The following is a 15,108-nucleotide window of genomic DNA, read 5'->3' on the forward strand; positions in this document are numbered from 1 at the left end:
GGTTTCGACAAGCTAAACCACCGGTATTTTAGTTCATGCCGAATGGCTCTTTATCTGCGGCAGCTTTTTCTGCAGCAGCGTAAGCAGCAGCATCTTCTGCGCTCATCTGAGCAACTTCCTCAGCATACTCTGTCTGATTTTCTGCTTCAACTGATACAGTCTCTGCTTCAGCATTTTCTGTACCTTCTGCATCTGACTTCTGGCGGCTGTAGCTTACAGCAAGCTTGCGGCCACGGTAGTCATAACCGTTAAGTTTATCAATTGCAGTCTGAGCATCTTCTGTATAAAGCTGTACAAAAGAATAATTTGCAAGAACCTTAATATCACCGATACGCTCGCGGTCAATACCAGCGATTGCAATAAGAATACCTACGAGGTCGCGTGGGTAAACACGGCGGTTTTTACCAATGCTGATGAAGATTGATGTAGCCTGATCTTCAGGAATCTCTACACGTGGATGACGTGGACGTTCTTCTTCCGTAGCTGGAGCAGCCTCTGCCGGCTCTTCAACACGTTCTGCACGTTCCTGGCGGAAATTTCTTTCCTGGCGGTTACGGTTATTTCTTTCGTTGCGGTCATTACGTTCGTTACGCTCGTTGCGTTCAAAACGGTCACGGCGGTTATTAAATGGATGATAGTGCTTCAATGCTTCTTTAAGCAGATATGCTATTACATACTTACGAACTGTAAGTGGAACATTCTTCTTAAATAATTTGTTTAAATCAGAAAGCAAATCAACATTTTCTGAAGTTCTAACTCTCTCTGTTGCATTTGCAAGAAATTCTTCAAGTTGTGCTTCGTTAAGCTCAAAATCACGATTAAATGCCATTTTTTTTATTCTCCTATTAAAGACAAAATGTAACCGGAGTTGATTTTTCTAAAGCCTGTACGTGTTAATAACGGCTGTAAAATATCCGGTGCAATAGTATTCGGGATAATAACCCATTCTTTTCCACAGTTTCTAAGGCTGGATATACACATATTAATAAGTTCTGTACTTATTCCAAGTCCCCGGAACTGTTCAGGAACAAAAAGACTTGTAATCATAACAATCTTTTCCTGATTTTGTAAAAGCGGAGATGCTGTTATACAACCTGCAAAATCATCTGAAAGACTTGAGCAAATAAAACCGGTCTGAGTTTCTTCTGCGGCCCCTTCAAACTGGGCTCGCCATAATCCGTAAAATGCTCTGTTTAATTCCAGTGGCAGTGTCTCATCCTCGCAGGAATCTGCAGTAATATTCAAAAGGATTGTTTTCTTATCAGCAGCTGAATCATATTCCTTGAACGAAAAATCATCATGCACTAAGGTATCATCCGATTCTGGTAACTGATCTAATTTTTCTAATCCCCATATTTCTCGCAGTGAATTATACCATTCATTGATACGTGCCGACATAAATCTGTGCTTATATATATGCCATCGTTTATCAATTTCAGGATAGTTTTTTAATACGTTTCTAAAATTCTTAAATACCCCCCTTCCTGAATGCAGAGCACTCTGAAGCTCTTCACGGGCCAATGGAGCATGAAGATTATTTACAAATTCTTCACGCAAATCAAAACCATCTGATGGCCCCCACTCAGGTAAACTGTAATACTTTTCATCATCTGGTGTATTACCATCTGAATCAGAAATAACGAGCTGACCTTCAGGTGCAGAGACGGCATATTCAACATCCTGATTTTCCATAGCAGAGATTATGTCGTCTGTGAGCGAATCGGTCAGTTCAAATTGCATAGACTATTTTGAAGGAAGTTCTTCGCGTTTTGAAACAATCTTACTGATAAGGCCATACTTTACAGCCTCATCTGCATCGAGCCAGTAATCGCGGTCAGTATCTTTAGTAACCTGTTCAAGAGAAGTTCCAGTTGCATCTGCAATAAGTTTATTCAACTTAGCACGGATTTTTTCCATATCCTTAGCATAAATCTCAATATCAGTTGCAACTCCACGCATCTGGCCGAGCGGCTGATGAATAAGATAGCGGCTGTTTGGAAGTCCGAGTCTGCGCTCTGCAGGAACAGAAACAAGAATAAGTGTTGCAGCTGAAGCAATGAGTCCCATACCAATGAGATAAACTGGAGCTTTTATAAAACGAATTACATCATAAATAGCAAAACCTGCGTCTACATCTCCACCTGGTGAGTCAATATACATGTAAATTGGAGATTTTGAATCTTCTGCATCAAGAATCAGAAGCTGTTTAGCAATTGCATCTGCAAGTTCTTTATTTACTTCGCCAGTAAGGACAATCTGTCTTGTCTTAAGGAATCTGTCCGAAAAAGGATCTGGCATTTTCATTTTTTTTTCTTCTTCCTCATCATCAAAACGAGGACTTGTATAAATAGATTTTAAGTTCATAACATAAATATACTAGAAAATCCGGCAGTTTTCAATTGAAAAAACTTTAGACCAAATTTAAAAAAAAATTGTTTTATTTATTATTCTCCCTTATAATATATAATTAACGAAAACGTTTTATCTAGGAGAAAGGATTATGAATGTACATAACTTAATGGAAGATGTAGTAATAAAGGCTGTTAATACTCTCTATGACCGTGTTAAGGGTGAAAACGTTCCCTGGCTTACATGCGACTGTGAAAACTGCCGTCTGGATACTGTAAGTTATGTACTCAACCGAATTCCTCCTAAATACGTTGTTTCAGGCCGTGGTGTAACTCACAATGTTGAATATCTTGCAAGTTCTCAGCTTCTTGCTGATATTGATTCCATGGCTCTTGAAGGAATGCGAACTGTAAGTACTACAAAGCGTCCGTTCCATAATGAAAACAGACAGGACTGTGAAATTCACGGCAGTTCAGCAAAGGCAGAGCCGGCATTTAACTTCTTTACATTTATGGGTGTTGTTCTCGACGGTAATACTTTTGAACCTGTTACTAATGCAACAATCACTTTGAAAATGGATGGCAAGGTAGCCGAAATGGTTGATAAAACCTGGTCTAACCCGTTCCATCTTGTTCCAAGCACAAAGGGCGTTTATTCTTTCTGGGTTAAATCTTTACCTGCAAAAGAAAGCGGAGAACGTCAGTACTTCCATTTCAGCATTGAAATTGAAGCAGAAGGCTATTCTGAATCTGTATATCATTTTGAAGTTCCAATTATGAGTGAAGAGTGTGTACGCCAGACTCTTGATTCTACCTACACTCTCAAAATGAAAGATTTGGTTATCTTCAAGAAATAGTGTCATGCTGAACTTGTTTCAGCATCTCTAAAAAAAGATTCCGAAACAAGTTCGGAATGATACACTTTTCATATAAACTTAGAGAATCATACAACAAAAAATCTTCATTTTATGCAGAATTGAATTGCAATGAAAACGTTTGCGTGTTACAATGACAATTAGTAAAACGTTTAACTAACAAAAAAAAATCAGAAGGATTTTATCATGGATTCAATTATTGTTAATGCAGACCTCGACGGCAGTCAGATCAGCCGCGACATTTACGGTCATTTCAGCGAGCATCTTGGTCGTTGTATTTATGGCGGATTCTGGGTTGGAAAAGATTCAGAGATTCCAAATATTAACGGTTATAGAAAAGATGTTGTAGAAGCCTTTAAAGAGCTTGAGATTCCAAACCTTCGCTGGCCGGGCGGATGCTTTGCAGATGAATACCACTGGAGAGACGGAATTGGCCCTTATGAAAATCGTAAGCGCATGATTAACACTCACTGGGGTGGAGTTGTAGAAGACAACAGCTTTGGTACACATGAATTCTTTGGACTGTGTGAACTCCTTGGCTGTAAACCTTATGTAAATGGAAACGTAGGAAGCGGTACTGTTCAGGAAATGTCTGAATGGGTTGAATATATGACTTTCGGCGGAGAATCCCCAATGAGTAAACTCCGTGAAGCAAACGGCCATAAAAAGCCATGGAAACTTCCTCTTTTCTGTGTAGGTAATGAAAACTGGGGCTGTGGTGGAAACATGAAGCCTGAATATTATGCAGACCTTTACCGCCGCTATCAGACATACGTTCGCCAGTACGGCAAAGATAAGATTTTCAAGATTGCCTGTGGACCTAATGCTGCAGACTTTAACTGGACAGAAGTTCTTATGCGCGAATCAGCACCTCTTATGGACGGTCTTTCTCTTCACTATTACACAGTAGAACCAGACTGGAACGGAAGAAAACCAGCCTGCGACTTTACAGAAAAAGACTGGTACCTCACAATGCGCAATGCAGGCTTTATGGAAACACTCGTACGCCATCACGATGAAATCATGACTAAGTATGATCCTGATAAGCGTGTTGCCCTTGTAGTTGATGAATGGGGTACATGGTTCGCTGTAGAAAAGGGAACTAACCCTGGATTCCTCTATCAGCAGTCTACAATCCGCGATGCTCTTGTTGCCGGAATTACATTGAACATCTTCAACAATCACTCTGACCGTGTTCGTGTTGCAAATATTGCTCAGGCTGTAAACGTTCTTCAGTCTCCTGTTCTTACTGAAGGTACAAAGATGATTAAGACTCCAACATGGTACGTATTCCACATGTACAAGCCACACATGGATGCTACAAGCCTTACTACCCGCGTTGCTTCTAATCAGATTGGTCCAAAGGATGCTCGTATTGATTCTGTATCTGCTTCTGCTTCTCACAAGAAGAATGTTTATACAGTAACTCTTACAAACGCAGAACTCAAAGGCAAGAAAGAAATCAACATTACTCTTGCAGGTCTTAAAGGTAAGATTAAGGAAGCATCTGCTACAATCCTTACTTCTAAAGAAATGCATGTATGCAACAGCTTTGATAAACCAAACGAAATCAAAGAAAAAGCTCTTGAAGTTAAACTTTCCGGAGCAAATGAAATGTTCATTACAGTTCCTGCAATGAGCGTTGTTACTGTTCAGATCCAGGCATAATCGTGGAACCGTGTCCAGTATGTGAAAACATGCAGCACCTCTCCACTATGGATATGACTCCAGAGCTCGTGCAGGAAATGGCCGAGCAGGAAGAGGTTGCTGATTATGTCGGTGATGAAATTGTTGAAAAAAGACTTTCAATATGTAAAAAATGCCCCCGACTAATCGGAGGCATGACCTGTGCAGACTGCGGCTGTTTTGTTCAGTTCCGCGTGCGTCATAAAACCGCAGCCTGTATAAATGGAAAATGGTAAAACTAGAAGTTTCCGCCGCCAAGTGTGGCTGAAAGTTTTAGAGATATTGTTGGATTCTTATCAAAGCTCTTAAAAGTAAGAGATGGGCCCATACCTACCTTTAATTCATTGATTGGTGAATAGAACAGCATTGCAGTTGTTGTAAGTGAAGTTCCTGAAACAGCTGCGATAGTTGCATCATCTACACCAGCCATTTTCATACCTGCAAGTGCTTCATCTGTAAATTCTTCACGTCCAAAATTTGCCATTGCAAAAAGGCTTGCAGAAAAATCTTTTGTTCCAAAAACTTTTCCAAAACCAACCATTGCAGCAATATTATGACCACCGATTACATAACCTTCAAGATCTTTTGTATTACCATTGAAATAATACTGTGCAGCAAGAGAAATCATTGGCTCTTTCCAGTAATAGTTTAGACCGGCAGTTGCCTGGAAGATATTTGATTTATCATCCCAGTCTGTGTTTTTTGTCCATTCTGTAGAAGATCCATAGCTGTATACAAATTCTCCAAAGAAGCTCACTTTCTTAAGGCTTCCTGTAGCAGTAAGCATTACTTTTGGTGCATTCTGATATTTATAGAAAGCACCTACTCCAAGTTCACAGTTGCCGAGAAGAACATCTGCTTTTGCAGCAAATGCTGTATCACGAAGATATGTTTCTGCAGTCTGGCCAGCAAAATCTGTAGAAGGAATTACATATAACCACAAACAGTTCTGACTGTCAGGGAATACAATCTGAGTACGAAGGTTCAAAGCTCCATCAACCTGCAATTCAGGATTTTCAGGATCAATTGAACTTGTGTTAATCATATCTGATACAGGACTAAAGAAATATCCTGTTCCCCAGGTAACTGTATGAATACCAAAGCGGAAAAAAGCTGTATCTTTGATAGAGAAATCTGTAAAGAGTTCTTTGAGTTTAAACCAGTCCGAAACAGAAGTTACAAATTGTAGATTTGTCATTGAAGAATTAGGATCTAAATAAGTAATAGCATTTGTTTCAAACGGATAAGCAAAACCAAACTTAGTATACATACGAAGATTCTGAGATGGACGTGCATCTACAGAAAGCAAAGCACTTAATTCCGGCTTAAGAGTTGTATTCTTTAGATTCTCACCAAAATCAGTTGAATCTGGTGAATACAATATTGTGTTTGTTCCTATACTGGCAGTAAGGCTTCCGCCTACTTTTACTGTACCGGAATCAAAAATAACACCCTTACTCAAATCAGTTTTAGCAGAAACGTCATCAACTTCTACAATGCTGTCGTCAGCAAAGAAATCATCATCACTGCCACCAAAGAGGTCATCATCGCTCTGTGCAAAAACGGAAGTTGCAAGCAGCAACGCTCCGCATAAAAATATCAGTTTTTTCATTAGTTCAATCCTTCCAAATATGCTTTAGTGAAAATCTTATCCGGGAGAGTATCAAAAGTAAGATCAGAAATTACCTGCTGTGTCTGCTCACCCTTGTTCAATTCATCACGCACGATTAACTGTGTTGCTACATAGCCAACTTTTCCGCGTACTTCAACCTTTGACCACTTTGGAACAAGAGTTGTACGCATAAGGCGGTCTGAACCAGAATAATCTTCCTGCTTAAGAGGAAGAGGAATATCCTTACGAAGATATAATTTTGTTTTTGCATAAGAAGGCTCTTTTGTTTTAGCCTGGAGGACAATAATGTCTACAGGGTATTTTCCAAGAGTTCCTTCTTCATAAGAAAATATTTCGTAATTCTCACGCCAATATTTGTTGTTCTTTTCGACATCATCAAGTTTTACGTCTGAATCACCGAGTGCTTCCTTAATTGAAGTATGTGTAAACTTGCGGGAAATCGGATCATATGACCATATGTTTTCATCATTACGAAGATAACCTTTTCCTTTATCAGCCTCAGGGAAAAGCTGAACAATTGTCATAAGCTTCTTGTCTGTACGATCAAAAACCTTAAACTGGATATTTTCTTTTGGTCTACCAGGCTTTTCAACAACAAGAGAAATTGTTGCAGAATAATCACCGTGATAAGCCTGAATATCCTGACTCTCCTCCAGAATTTTATAACACTTATCTGCTACATCGGCAGAAACCTGAGCAGCAAGTGCACCTGTAAAAATTGCTGCTGCTACGATTATTGAAAGTATTTTTTTCATTTTTTTAACCTCCGGTTATTGCGGCTCTCATAGTTTCGCCGCTTGAGTCATTCTTTAGATTGTTGGTTACTTTACAGTTCGAAGTGCTTCGGCTGGGCTCATGCGAGCGGCCTGCTTTGCACTGCCTCTTACTGCAAAAGTTGTAAGCACAATCAGAATTATATACTGAAGTATAATTGATAATGCAGACAATTTAAATGTGAAGTGTCCCTTCTGCAGGAAGAACGCTAGTGACTCATTTGCGATTGGAATGCAATGCACAATTGCCATAGCAATTATTGCAAAAATCAAACCTGCAAATGCACCTATAACACAAAGAATAACGGCTTCATTAGTAAATACACGGCGTGTATCTTTACCAGTCATTCCAAGTGCACGCATTGTACCAATTTCACGGATGCGTTCATACAAAACCATACGGTAAGTATTTGAAACGCCAACCATTACAATCAGAAGAATAACAATAAGAATTACAGTTGTAATGATATGTACAATGTTCAGTACAGTCTTAATCTGTGGAATTTCATCGTACAGAGTTTCAACTCCATACTTTACACCCTTCCATTCGTTTTCCGGTTTCCTTGTATCAATCTGCTTTTCAAGACCTTTTCCAACATTTGTTGGATTTGTTTTCATAGCAAGTCTTCGGTCAGTTACGTTTATCTCCGGATTTTTTTCATGATCCTTTCTGATTCTGTCTTCAATCATCATGGCAGCTTTAGTCTGCTGATCTTTATCACGAAGATAGATTGAGAACATTGAATAACCGCCTTCCGGCATTTCAATAATCTTGTTTACATCTTCAATATCTGCATAAGCCTGCATTGTATTGATAAAGCTGTTTGATTTTAAGATTCCAGTGATTACCATATCAGCAAAGGTGTTCTGTCCATAAACTGTATATGTTGAATAAATTACCTCATCACCAATCTGAACATTCAGAGATTCTGCAACCTTCTCGCTTATGATAAGTCCGTTTTCAACATTTGGGTCTACTCCACCACTAACAAACTGGAACGACTCACGAAGCTGCTTTTCTTCAAGGTCACGACCATAAAGCTGAAGCACAGATTTCTTTCCGTTGAAGATTATGTTTCCGCTCGACATTGTATAGCATGAATAATAATCATATTTGATGTTAAGCTCATCAACGATATTTTTTACGTAATCTCTGTCACGTACAATATTTACAAGCTTAACTTTTCCACCAGGAGTTTCCGGATTAAGCCATTCCAATCCCTGTGTAATTACATTTCCACCAATGAGCTGAGTAATCTGATTTTCGAGGTTTCCTACCATTCCGGTTGTGAGACCGTCAATTGCAGTTACTACAAAAAATCCGAAGGCAATTGCTACTGCAAGAATGGCGTTACGTCTTTTATTTCTTGTAAGATTTCTAAGTGCTAATGATACTGTTTTCATTTTACGTACCTCCTATTCCTTGCTGAGTGCCTTAATCGGTGTAATTCTGAGTGCAGATTTTACAGGGTATCTGTTACTGATAATACTTCCGATAAGGGCAATTACAATTGTTATAATTATGATTTTTGGAGTTGGGCTGAAGTGAAGCAAACCACCACCAAGAATCATTTTTGCAATTGTGTTTGTAATTGTGATGTTGAACGAGTTGAAAATCATCATACAGATAAAGGCGAAGATGACACCTGCTATTGATGAAAGAGTTGTAAGAATTATTGCTTCTGAATAGAAGAGTTTCTTTACAAACTTCTTTTCTGCTCCAATAGCACGCATTGTACCGATTTCACTTGTACGTTCAATTACAGAAACTACCATTGTATTCATGATGATGATGAATACTACAATCGCAAGAATTATGATAAGCAGGTTGAAGATAAAGCCAATTCCATCAACTGAAGCTGAATAAGAATAAGCAGCTTTTTTCCAGTCCATTGCAAGAGCATTTACACCTTCATCCTTAAAGCGTTTATTGAGCTGTGCTACAAGTTTTTTGTCTGCATGCGGATTATTGAGCTTAGCAACAATAAACTGCCATGCACCATCATCAGTTTTATTCAATTCATCACGAAGGCTTGTATCTCCAAGAATGCTGTCGAAATCTGATGTACTTCCGAGAATGCTTGTATCTTCTTCAAAATCATCAAAGAAATCATCACCACCAAAGAAATCGTCTTCTGACATTTCAGAAATTGAAAGGTCTACAGAGTCTGGCAATTCCTGACTGAACGAATTTGCATAAGTAAGTTCTGCAAAAGAACGTGCGAGTCCAGGCTCACAATAAACACTCTGGAACATAGCAGAATATTCATTAGCAGGCTTAAAGATTCCAACAACCTTACCTTCACGGATTACACCACCCATGCTGGCAAGAAGAACATCGTCTCCAACTTCAAGAGTTTTATCCCAGGCCTTATAAAAACCTTCAATTACACGAGTATCTACGATAATCTCGTTTGAACCTGGAGTTGGATAATGACCTTCAATCATTTTCAAATCCGGGAAGAGCTCCCAGTAACTTCCTGATTCACCGGCAAAAAGCATTGAAATCGGGAGGTCCATAATTCCAAGGTCTTTATCATCATCCTGAAGAACAGAGAAATCAATTTCAGCATCTTTTGAAAGAATTACCTGTGCTGAAATAAGCTTTGACTGTTTTTTGATTCCATCTGTTTCTGCAAGAATCTTTTCGATTTTATCAATATCTGTAAGAGCTGGAATCTGAGGAACTTCAGTTGTAATATTTGTAGAGTTCACTCCAAATAAATCTATTGTTGTACCTTTTTCAGGGATAACCGAAATTGCAAGATCTCCGGTTACATTTGCCCTGAAGTCGTTTTCAAGTCCGCGGTTTACAGATTCAAGGAACGAGTTTCCCATTACAACGATTGCTACACCAAAGAGGATAAACATCGAAATAATAATGGTTTTAGATTTATGTTCCTTGAGGTTGCGGAGGGCAAGTTTAATTATGTCTTTCATTTAGATCTCCTGTAACCGCAAGCTTAAATTTTATAAACGTCCGAACCTTCTTTGTGCTCGTCGTTGATTACCTGACCGTCAAGAATGTGAACAACATGATCACACATATCTACAATACGAGAGTCATGTGTAGAGAAGATGAAGGTTGTCTGAAGTTCAGGATCCTTGTTCAAAGATTTCATGAGTTTGAGAATCTGTTCTGAGTTCTTTGAGTCGAGGTTGGCTGTAGGCTCATCAGCAAGAATTACAGGAGCCTTTGTTACGAGAGCACGGGCAATAGCAACACGCTGACGCTGACCACCAGAAAGTTCATTTGCCTTGTGATTCTTCCAGTCTGTAAGACCAACCTTTTCAATAAGGTAATTGATCCATTCTTCTTTCTGAGCTTTTGTAAATTCATCTACAGGGCTCTTGGAATTTTTATCTTTTGATTCAAGAAGAAGAGGGAATTCAATATTTTCATAAACATTCAATACCGGAATAAGGTTGAAAGTCTGAAAAATAAAACCAAGATGAGAACGGCGGAGAGCAGTAATTCTACGGTCGAGCTTTGAAGGAATTGCAACACGAACCTTCTTTTTCTTTCCGTCTTTTTTATCTGGACCAGCTGATGCCCATCTTGTGTTAATGGTTTCTGCATCAGCAAGATCTACACCGTTATAAACATCTGTGTCACCAATTACGATTGAGCCACTACTAGGAAGATCAATAAGACCTATCATATTCAAAATTGTTGATTTTCCTGATCCTGAAGGTCCTGAAACTGCGGCGAACTCTCCCTTCTCAATATCGAAGGAAACTCCACGAACGGCTTCAATCCTTTCTTTTCCAAGAGGATAGAATTTGTGCACGTCTTTTAAGCTAACAACTGCCATTTTATATACTCCTTTCTCTATATTGTATTTAATACCGTATTAGTGTATTAGTTGAATAATACAGTAATACATTAAACGTGTCAATAGATTCATTATTATTTTAACAATTGAGAAAGAATAAAGTGTTACCAGTAAATTTGGCGCGAGGGCGTGAGTCATGAGGTAAAAAGACTTTGTTTGTGGATGCCGCGAGAGCGGCATTATAATAGTTTCTATGCCACAAACAACGTCTAGCGCATTATTGCGCGTTTTTACCTCATGAATCACAACCGGGAGCCAAAAGATGCTGAAACAAGTTCAGCATGACGGCAGTTTATTATATGAGATTTTTTTTACCCCAGTTTTGTATTAAATCCTTGGGTTCTTTAGAAAGAAGAAGTTTTACCAGCAGCAGATTTGTCTGACTGAATACATTCTGCATGATTTCCTGCTGTTCGGCTGTAAAGCGGCTTAATACCCAGTCGGCAACGCCTATGTTTTCGTTGTCCGGGCGGCCAATTCCAAAACGCAGGCGGAAGAAGTCTGGAGTATTCAGTACGGCCTTAGTTGAACGGAGACCGTTGTGACCTCCGAGGCCGCCGCTCCACTTAAGACTTACAAAGCCCGGAGCAAGTTCGAGTTCGTCGTGAACTACCATGATTTCAGATGGCTGGATTTTATAAAAGTTTGCAACTTCGATAATGCTGTCGCCACTCAGATTCATATAAGTCATTGGCTTGAGGAAGTAGATGTGAGCCGGTGCCTCTTCCGGTACAAGAACCGGAGAGCCGTCTTTCTTTGAACAGATTTTTGTATCACAGGCCCACTGGGCGAGCTCCGCCGGTGTAAACGACGCAATCTCACCCTTGAACTTACTCTGCCATGAGAGGCGGTTAGCAAATGGCAGGGAATCTTCAAAATACCAGCTTACATTGTGGCGGGTCTTTTCATATTCCTTGCCGTAATTTCCTAAAAATGCTACGAGTTTAATCATTTTGAAAGCTCGTCCAGAGATTTAAGATACTGCTTTACAGAACTCTCGTTTACCTTAAAGCGGTAAGGAGTTTCGCTGCAGGTTCCATAATACTGCTGAAGATCGTTCTCATTGTTTTTAGGAATTGCGAAGAACTCAACTGTAATATCTTTATATGCACAAGTGATTTTTGCAGTAACTGTTTTTGTTCCTTCGAGAACTTCACTATCATCATACCAGTCGCGGGTAGAAAGAGAAGCAAAGGAATTAAGCCAGTTTGCAGCAGCACCAGTATCAAGCTCATAGCCCTCTTCTGCACCGCTGACATTCCATGCAAGATCTTCACCTGTTCCCATTCTAGAAACAGCCCAGTTTTTACCAGAAGCGTAATCTGTAATTGCTACGTTAGTAATATCAGGTGAATCAAGATTCAAAACAATTGTAGTACGAGCAGCAGCAATACTTGTATCCAGAGTATCATTAATTCCACCAGAAACAAGATAAATATCCTTTCCACCATCAATTGTTGCATAACACTGAGAAGAAGAAACTGCAGTTTTACCAATTGTAATTGTACGTAAAACCTTGTCGCCGAGCTTTGCTGTTACTGTAATTGTTTTACCATCTGCAAGTTCATATTTTTCTGCATTATTTCCAGAAGAAATATTTCCGACCTTATCGAGGGCACGAACATTAGAAATTGCATCAATATAGGAATCTACCATCGACTGGCTAGCCGGATATTTTTTATCACTTACAAACCATTCTTCGCCATCTTTATAAACACTGAAGGTTTCCATTGGAGTAACAAATTCCAGAGAATCAGGCTTATCTTTGAGTGTAAAATATTTTGTTGTATCGCGCGCAGCAAGAGCAAGTTGGATTGTACAAACAGCAAGCAGCACAACATCTGCAATGATCAAAACTAGTTTTCTTGTCTTCATATCGCTACCTTCTAATTACTTACTAATTGTTCTTGTATCGTCTGGATTATATTTCTTATTGATTGCACGACGACGTGCTGTACGAAGTCTCCAAACAAGAAGACCAACGAGAGCAACAAGAACTGCAAGTCCATACTGATTCAAAAGTTTCCAGAAGCTTACTGCAACCGGAGTCTTAATTGTAAGATTGTTTACAGAAAGGCTCTTGGTACGCATTGTACAAAGATCTTCATTTCCGTTCATATAATCAACAACATTCATAAGGAACATTGAAACAGGGCTCTGACCGTTTTCATCAATTACCTGACTTGTTGTAATTTCAGAAGAACCTGCAACAAAAAGCTTACCAGGCATTACACTTGTTTTGATGTAATTTGATGTTTCGAGTTCTCCGGCACTTTCTGAAGAATCCTCTGAAGCTGCCCCTGCAGGAGCTTCATCAAAGGCACTGTCAAACTTACCTTCAAGGAGAACTGCTAGATTGTACTGTGCATATTCAGAAGCATCTGAAGGAGTTGTCATCATCAAAGGATTAAGCATAATACTTTCAGAAACAGCCCAGGCTTCTTCTGAAGTCTTTGCAAGTTCAGTTACCTTAAGATTCTTATTTTCTTTAGCAGCAGCTGCATTAAGAGAACCGCTCTGAAGAAGATAAAGAGAACCGAGATTGTTTGTAATTACATTTTTCTTAGCAAGATATTTTTTATGGATTTCTGGAACCCAGTAATAGTTGAGTTCACCGTACTGGTTATTAAGACTCTTAAAACAGTTCTTATCCATAATCATATTTTTACTGCGTTCAATACCATACTTTGTAAGAAGGCGTTCAAGATTTGAATCATTCTGTGCAAAGTTTGTAATTCCATACATCTGATCCTTTCCTGCTTCAACAACACCGTCAAGCATGAGCATTACGTTTCCACCACGAAGAAGGAACTGATCTACCTTGTAAAGTTCTTCTTCTGTGAAATCCATTTTTGGACCATTGATGATGATTGCATTCATTCCGGCTGGAATATCTTCAGAGTTCAAATCGATATCTTTCAACTCATACATTCCAGAAATCAGCTTTTCAAAATTAGCAGCCTTATCAGCAGCAGTATGATCTACTTCGCCATGACCTGTAATATAACCGATTGCCTTTGTATTAGAGAAAAGACTCTGAAGTCCCTCATTGATTGTGTTTTCAACATCTTCCAGACCAGCAACAGCATAACCAAAGAAAGAACGCTGAACACCAAGTGGAAGGGCATAAATCTTTTCGCCATGTTCGAGAACAAGACCAATAGCAGCCTTTTTCTGAACACCTGAATCCTGATAAGTAATTGTCTGAATACCGTACTTAGCAGAAAGAGCAGCTGCATCAGCAGAATCAGGACTTACAAGCTTATATTCAAGACGACCAAGATTCTGTTTGTTTACTGAATCAAAAGCCTGACGAACAATCTGATCAGCCTCCTCTGCCCCGCTGATTCCAAGCCATTTAAGAGGCTCACTCAAGTAAAGGGTCAGGCTGATTTTTTCATCCTTTCCAAGACCTGCAAGTGAGTCAGCCATAGAAATCATCTGAGAAATCTTTGAGGTAAGATTAAACTCAAAACCATCTGAAGTCTGAACCGGATTCATGATTTCAATATTGTCGCCATAGGCAACAGCAATTCCCATGTAAACCGATTTAAGACCGACTTCATTATTTTTAAGTTCCTGAATCTGAACCTGCTGAATTCCAAGATCACGTGCAAGTTCTTCATTCTCAGGTTTAGACATATCCATATAAGAAACAGAGAAGTTCTTATTTGCCGCACCCTTGTATTCAACAAGAATATCTTTTACATACTGAGAAACACTTGTGTAAGTTGAAGGAAGATTGTCGCTGAAGAATACACGGATTGAAAGAGGCGCATCCAGATTCTTTACGACAGTTTTACTTGCCTTTGAAAGTGAATATGATTTTGGTGCAGTTAAATCAAAACGAAGGAATGCTTTGTGTCCTGCAAGATTCAAAAGCACAAGGAAGATTACAAAAAGAATAAAATCTGATTTTGGACTTTTGAGCCACTGTAATATTTTTTTCATCTTTTT

14 protein-coding genes are annotated in these 15,108 nt (G+C 39.1%); 3 read left to right on the top strand and 11 right to left on the bottom strand.

Features of this window, described 5'->3' with window-relative positions; all coding sequences use genetic code 11:
* Positions 1 to 28 precede the first annotated feature (28 nt).
* From AABJ44_RS12770 to AABJ44_RS12780, 3 genes are read right to left on the bottom strand one after another with little or no spacing between them, the layout of a single operon-like run.
* Complete coding sequence (locus tag AABJ44_RS12770; protein WP_074644486.1) at positions 29 to 829, bottom strand: DbpA RNA binding domain-containing protein; 801 nt, start codon at positions 827 to 829, stop codon at positions 29 to 31.
* Positions 830 to 834: 5 nt separating this feature from the next.
* Entirely contained in the window at positions 835 to 1,692 is an 858-nt protein-coding gene (locus AABJ44_RS12775; RefSeq protein ID WP_338369449.1) for a GNAT family N-acetyltransferase, read from the bottom strand.
* Between the two features lie 51 nt (positions 1,693 to 1,743).
* The gene (locus AABJ44_RS12780) at positions 1,744 to 2,364 is read right to left on the bottom strand and encodes an ATP-dependent Clp protease proteolytic subunit (protein WP_338369451.1); all 621 of its coding nucleotides are present in this window, start codon (positions 2,362 to 2,364) and stop codon (positions 1,744 to 1,746) included.
* Positions 2,365 to 2,500: 136 nt separating this feature from the next.
* Here AABJ44_RS12780 and AABJ44_RS12785 point away from each other — a divergent pair, with 136 nt between their 5' ends.
* From AABJ44_RS12785 to AABJ44_RS12795, 3 genes are all read left to right on the top strand, one after another.
* On the top strand, positions 2,501 to 3,205 hold the full coding sequence (locus tag AABJ44_RS12785; protein WP_338369452.1) for a late competence development ComFB family protein: 705 nt from the start codon (positions 2,501 to 2,503) through the stop codon (positions 3,203 to 3,205).
* A gap of 204 nt (positions 3,206 to 3,409) precedes the next feature.
* Positions 3,410 to 4,891, top strand: a complete 1,482-nt coding sequence (locus AABJ44_RS12790) for an alpha-N-arabinofuranosidase (RefSeq protein ID WP_338369454.1) — start codon at positions 3,410 to 3,412, stop codon at positions 4,889 to 4,891.
* Positions 4,892 to 4,920: 29 nt separating this feature from the next.
* On the top strand, positions 4,921 to 5,145 hold the full coding sequence (locus tag AABJ44_RS12795; protein ID WP_074644562.1) for a DUF6171 family protein: 225 nt from the start codon (positions 4,921 to 4,923) through the stop codon (positions 5,143 to 5,145).
* A gap of 2 nt (positions 5,146 to 5,147) precedes the next feature.
* On the opposite strand, the gene AABJ44_RS12800 is transcribed toward AABJ44_RS12795, so the two are convergent.
* The 8 genes from AABJ44_RS12800 to AABJ44_RS12835 all read right to left on the bottom strand — a co-directional run bounded on the left by AABJ44_RS12800 (position 5,148) and on the right by AABJ44_RS12835 (position 15,102).
* Positions 5,148 to 6,521, bottom strand: a complete 1,374-nt coding sequence (locus AABJ44_RS12800; RefSeq protein WP_338369456.1) for a hypothetical protein — start codon at positions 6,519 to 6,521, stop codon at positions 5,148 to 5,150.
* A complete protein-coding gene (locus tag AABJ44_RS12805) occupies positions 6,521 to 7,297 on the bottom strand; it encodes an outer membrane lipoprotein-sorting protein (RefSeq protein WP_074644473.1) in 777 nt (258 codons plus the stop codon). The genes AABJ44_RS12800 and AABJ44_RS12805 overlap by 1 nt, the downstream gene beginning before the upstream one ends.
* 66 nt (positions 7,298 to 7,363) lie before the next feature.
* Positions 7,364 to 8,719 carry an ABC transporter permease gene (locus AABJ44_RS12810; protein WP_338369457.1) on the bottom strand — a complete coding sequence of 452 codons (1,356 nt, stop codon included), beginning with the start codon at positions 8,717 to 8,719 and terminating at the stop codon, positions 7,364 to 7,366.
* A gap of 12 nt (positions 8,720 to 8,731) precedes the next feature.
* Positions 8,732 to 10,255: an ABC transporter permease gene (locus AABJ44_RS12815; protein ID WP_338369458.1), complete on the bottom strand. Its 1,524-nt coding sequence runs from the start codon at positions 10,253 to 10,255 to the stop codon at positions 8,732 to 8,734.
* A 23-nt stretch (positions 10,256 to 10,278) separates the two neighbouring features.
* Positions 10,279 to 11,130: an ABC transporter ATP-binding protein gene (locus AABJ44_RS12820; protein WP_074644466.1), complete on the bottom strand. Its 852-nt coding sequence runs from the start codon at positions 11,128 to 11,130 to the stop codon at positions 10,279 to 10,281.
* Positions 11,131 to 11,446: 316 nt separating this feature from the next.
* Entirely contained in the window at positions 11,447 to 12,103 is a 657-nt protein-coding gene (pth, locus tag AABJ44_RS12825; RefSeq protein WP_338369459.1) for an aminoacyl-tRNA hydrolase, read from the bottom strand.
* Complete coding sequence (locus tag AABJ44_RS12830; protein ID WP_338369460.1) at positions 12,100 to 13,026, bottom strand: DUF4340 domain-containing protein; 927 nt, start codon at positions 13,024 to 13,026, stop codon at positions 12,100 to 12,102. The genes pth and AABJ44_RS12830 overlap by 4 nt, the downstream gene beginning before the upstream one ends.
* 15 nt (positions 13,027 to 13,041) lie before the next feature.
* On the bottom strand, positions 13,042 to 15,102 hold the full coding sequence (locus AABJ44_RS12835; RefSeq protein WP_338369461.1) for a GldG family protein: 2,061 nt from the start codon (positions 15,100 to 15,102) through the stop codon (positions 13,042 to 13,044).
* Between the last annotated feature and the right edge of the window lie 6 nt (positions 15,103 to 15,108).

Origin of the sequence: Treponema bryantii, from assembly GCF_036492245.1 — a bacterium.
GTDB classification, from domain to species: Bacteria; Spirochaetota; Spirochaetia; order Treponematales; family Treponemataceae; genus Treponema_D; species Treponema_D bryantii_C.

Bases quoted from the DNA above. Each gene is read 5' to 3' on its own strand.
- AABJ44_RS12835 (WP_338369461.1), bottom strand. From the start codon at position 15,102: ATGAAAAAAATATTACAGTGGCTCAAAAGTCCAAAATCAGATTTTATT.
- AABJ44_RS12805 (WP_074644473.1), bottom strand. From the start codon at position 7,297: ATGAAAAAAATACTTTCAATAATCGTAGCAGCAGCAATTTTTACAGGT.
- pth (WP_338369459.1), bottom strand. From the start codon at position 12,103: ATGATTAAACTCGTAGCATTTTTAGGAAATTACGGCAAGGAATATGAA.
- AABJ44_RS12810 (WP_338369457.1), bottom strand. From the start codon at position 8,719: ATGAAAACAGTATCATTAGCACTTAGAAATCTTACAAGAAATAAAAGA.
- AABJ44_RS12830 (WP_338369460.1), bottom strand. From the start codon at position 13,026: ATGAAGACAAGAAAACTAGTTTTGATCATTGCAGATGTTGTGCTGCTT.
- AABJ44_RS12795 (WP_074644562.1), top strand. From the start codon at position 4,921: ATGCAGCACCTCTCCACTATGGATATGACTCCAGAGCTCGTGCAGGAA.
- AABJ44_RS12790 (WP_338369454.1), top strand. From the start codon at position 3,410: ATGGATTCAATTATTGTTAATGCAGACCTCGACGGCAGTCAGATCAGC.
- AABJ44_RS12785 (WP_338369452.1), top strand. From the start codon at position 2,501: ATGAATGTACATAACTTAATGGAAGATGTAGTAATAAAGGCTGTTAAT.
- AABJ44_RS12815 (WP_338369458.1), bottom strand. From the start codon at position 10,255: ATGAAAGACATAATTAAACTTGCCCTCCGCAACCTCAAGGAACATAAA.
- AABJ44_RS12820 (WP_074644466.1), bottom strand. From the start codon at position 11,130: ATGGCAGTTGTTAGCTTAAAAGACGTGCACAAATTCTATCCTCTTGGA.
- AABJ44_RS12780 (WP_338369451.1), bottom strand. From the start codon at position 2,364: ATGAACTTAAAATCTATTTATACAAGTCCTCGTTTTGATGATGAGGAA.
- AABJ44_RS12770 (WP_074644486.1), bottom strand. From the start codon at position 829: ATGGCATTTAATCGTGATTTTGAGCTTAACGAAGCACAACTTGAAGAA.
- AABJ44_RS12800 (WP_338369456.1), bottom strand. From the start codon at position 6,521: ATGAAAAAACTGATATTTTTATGCGGAGCGTTGCTGCTTGCAACTTCC.
- AABJ44_RS12775 (WP_338369449.1), bottom strand. From the start codon at position 1,692: ATGGAAAATCAGGATGTTGAATATGCCGTCTCTGCACCTGAAGGTCAG.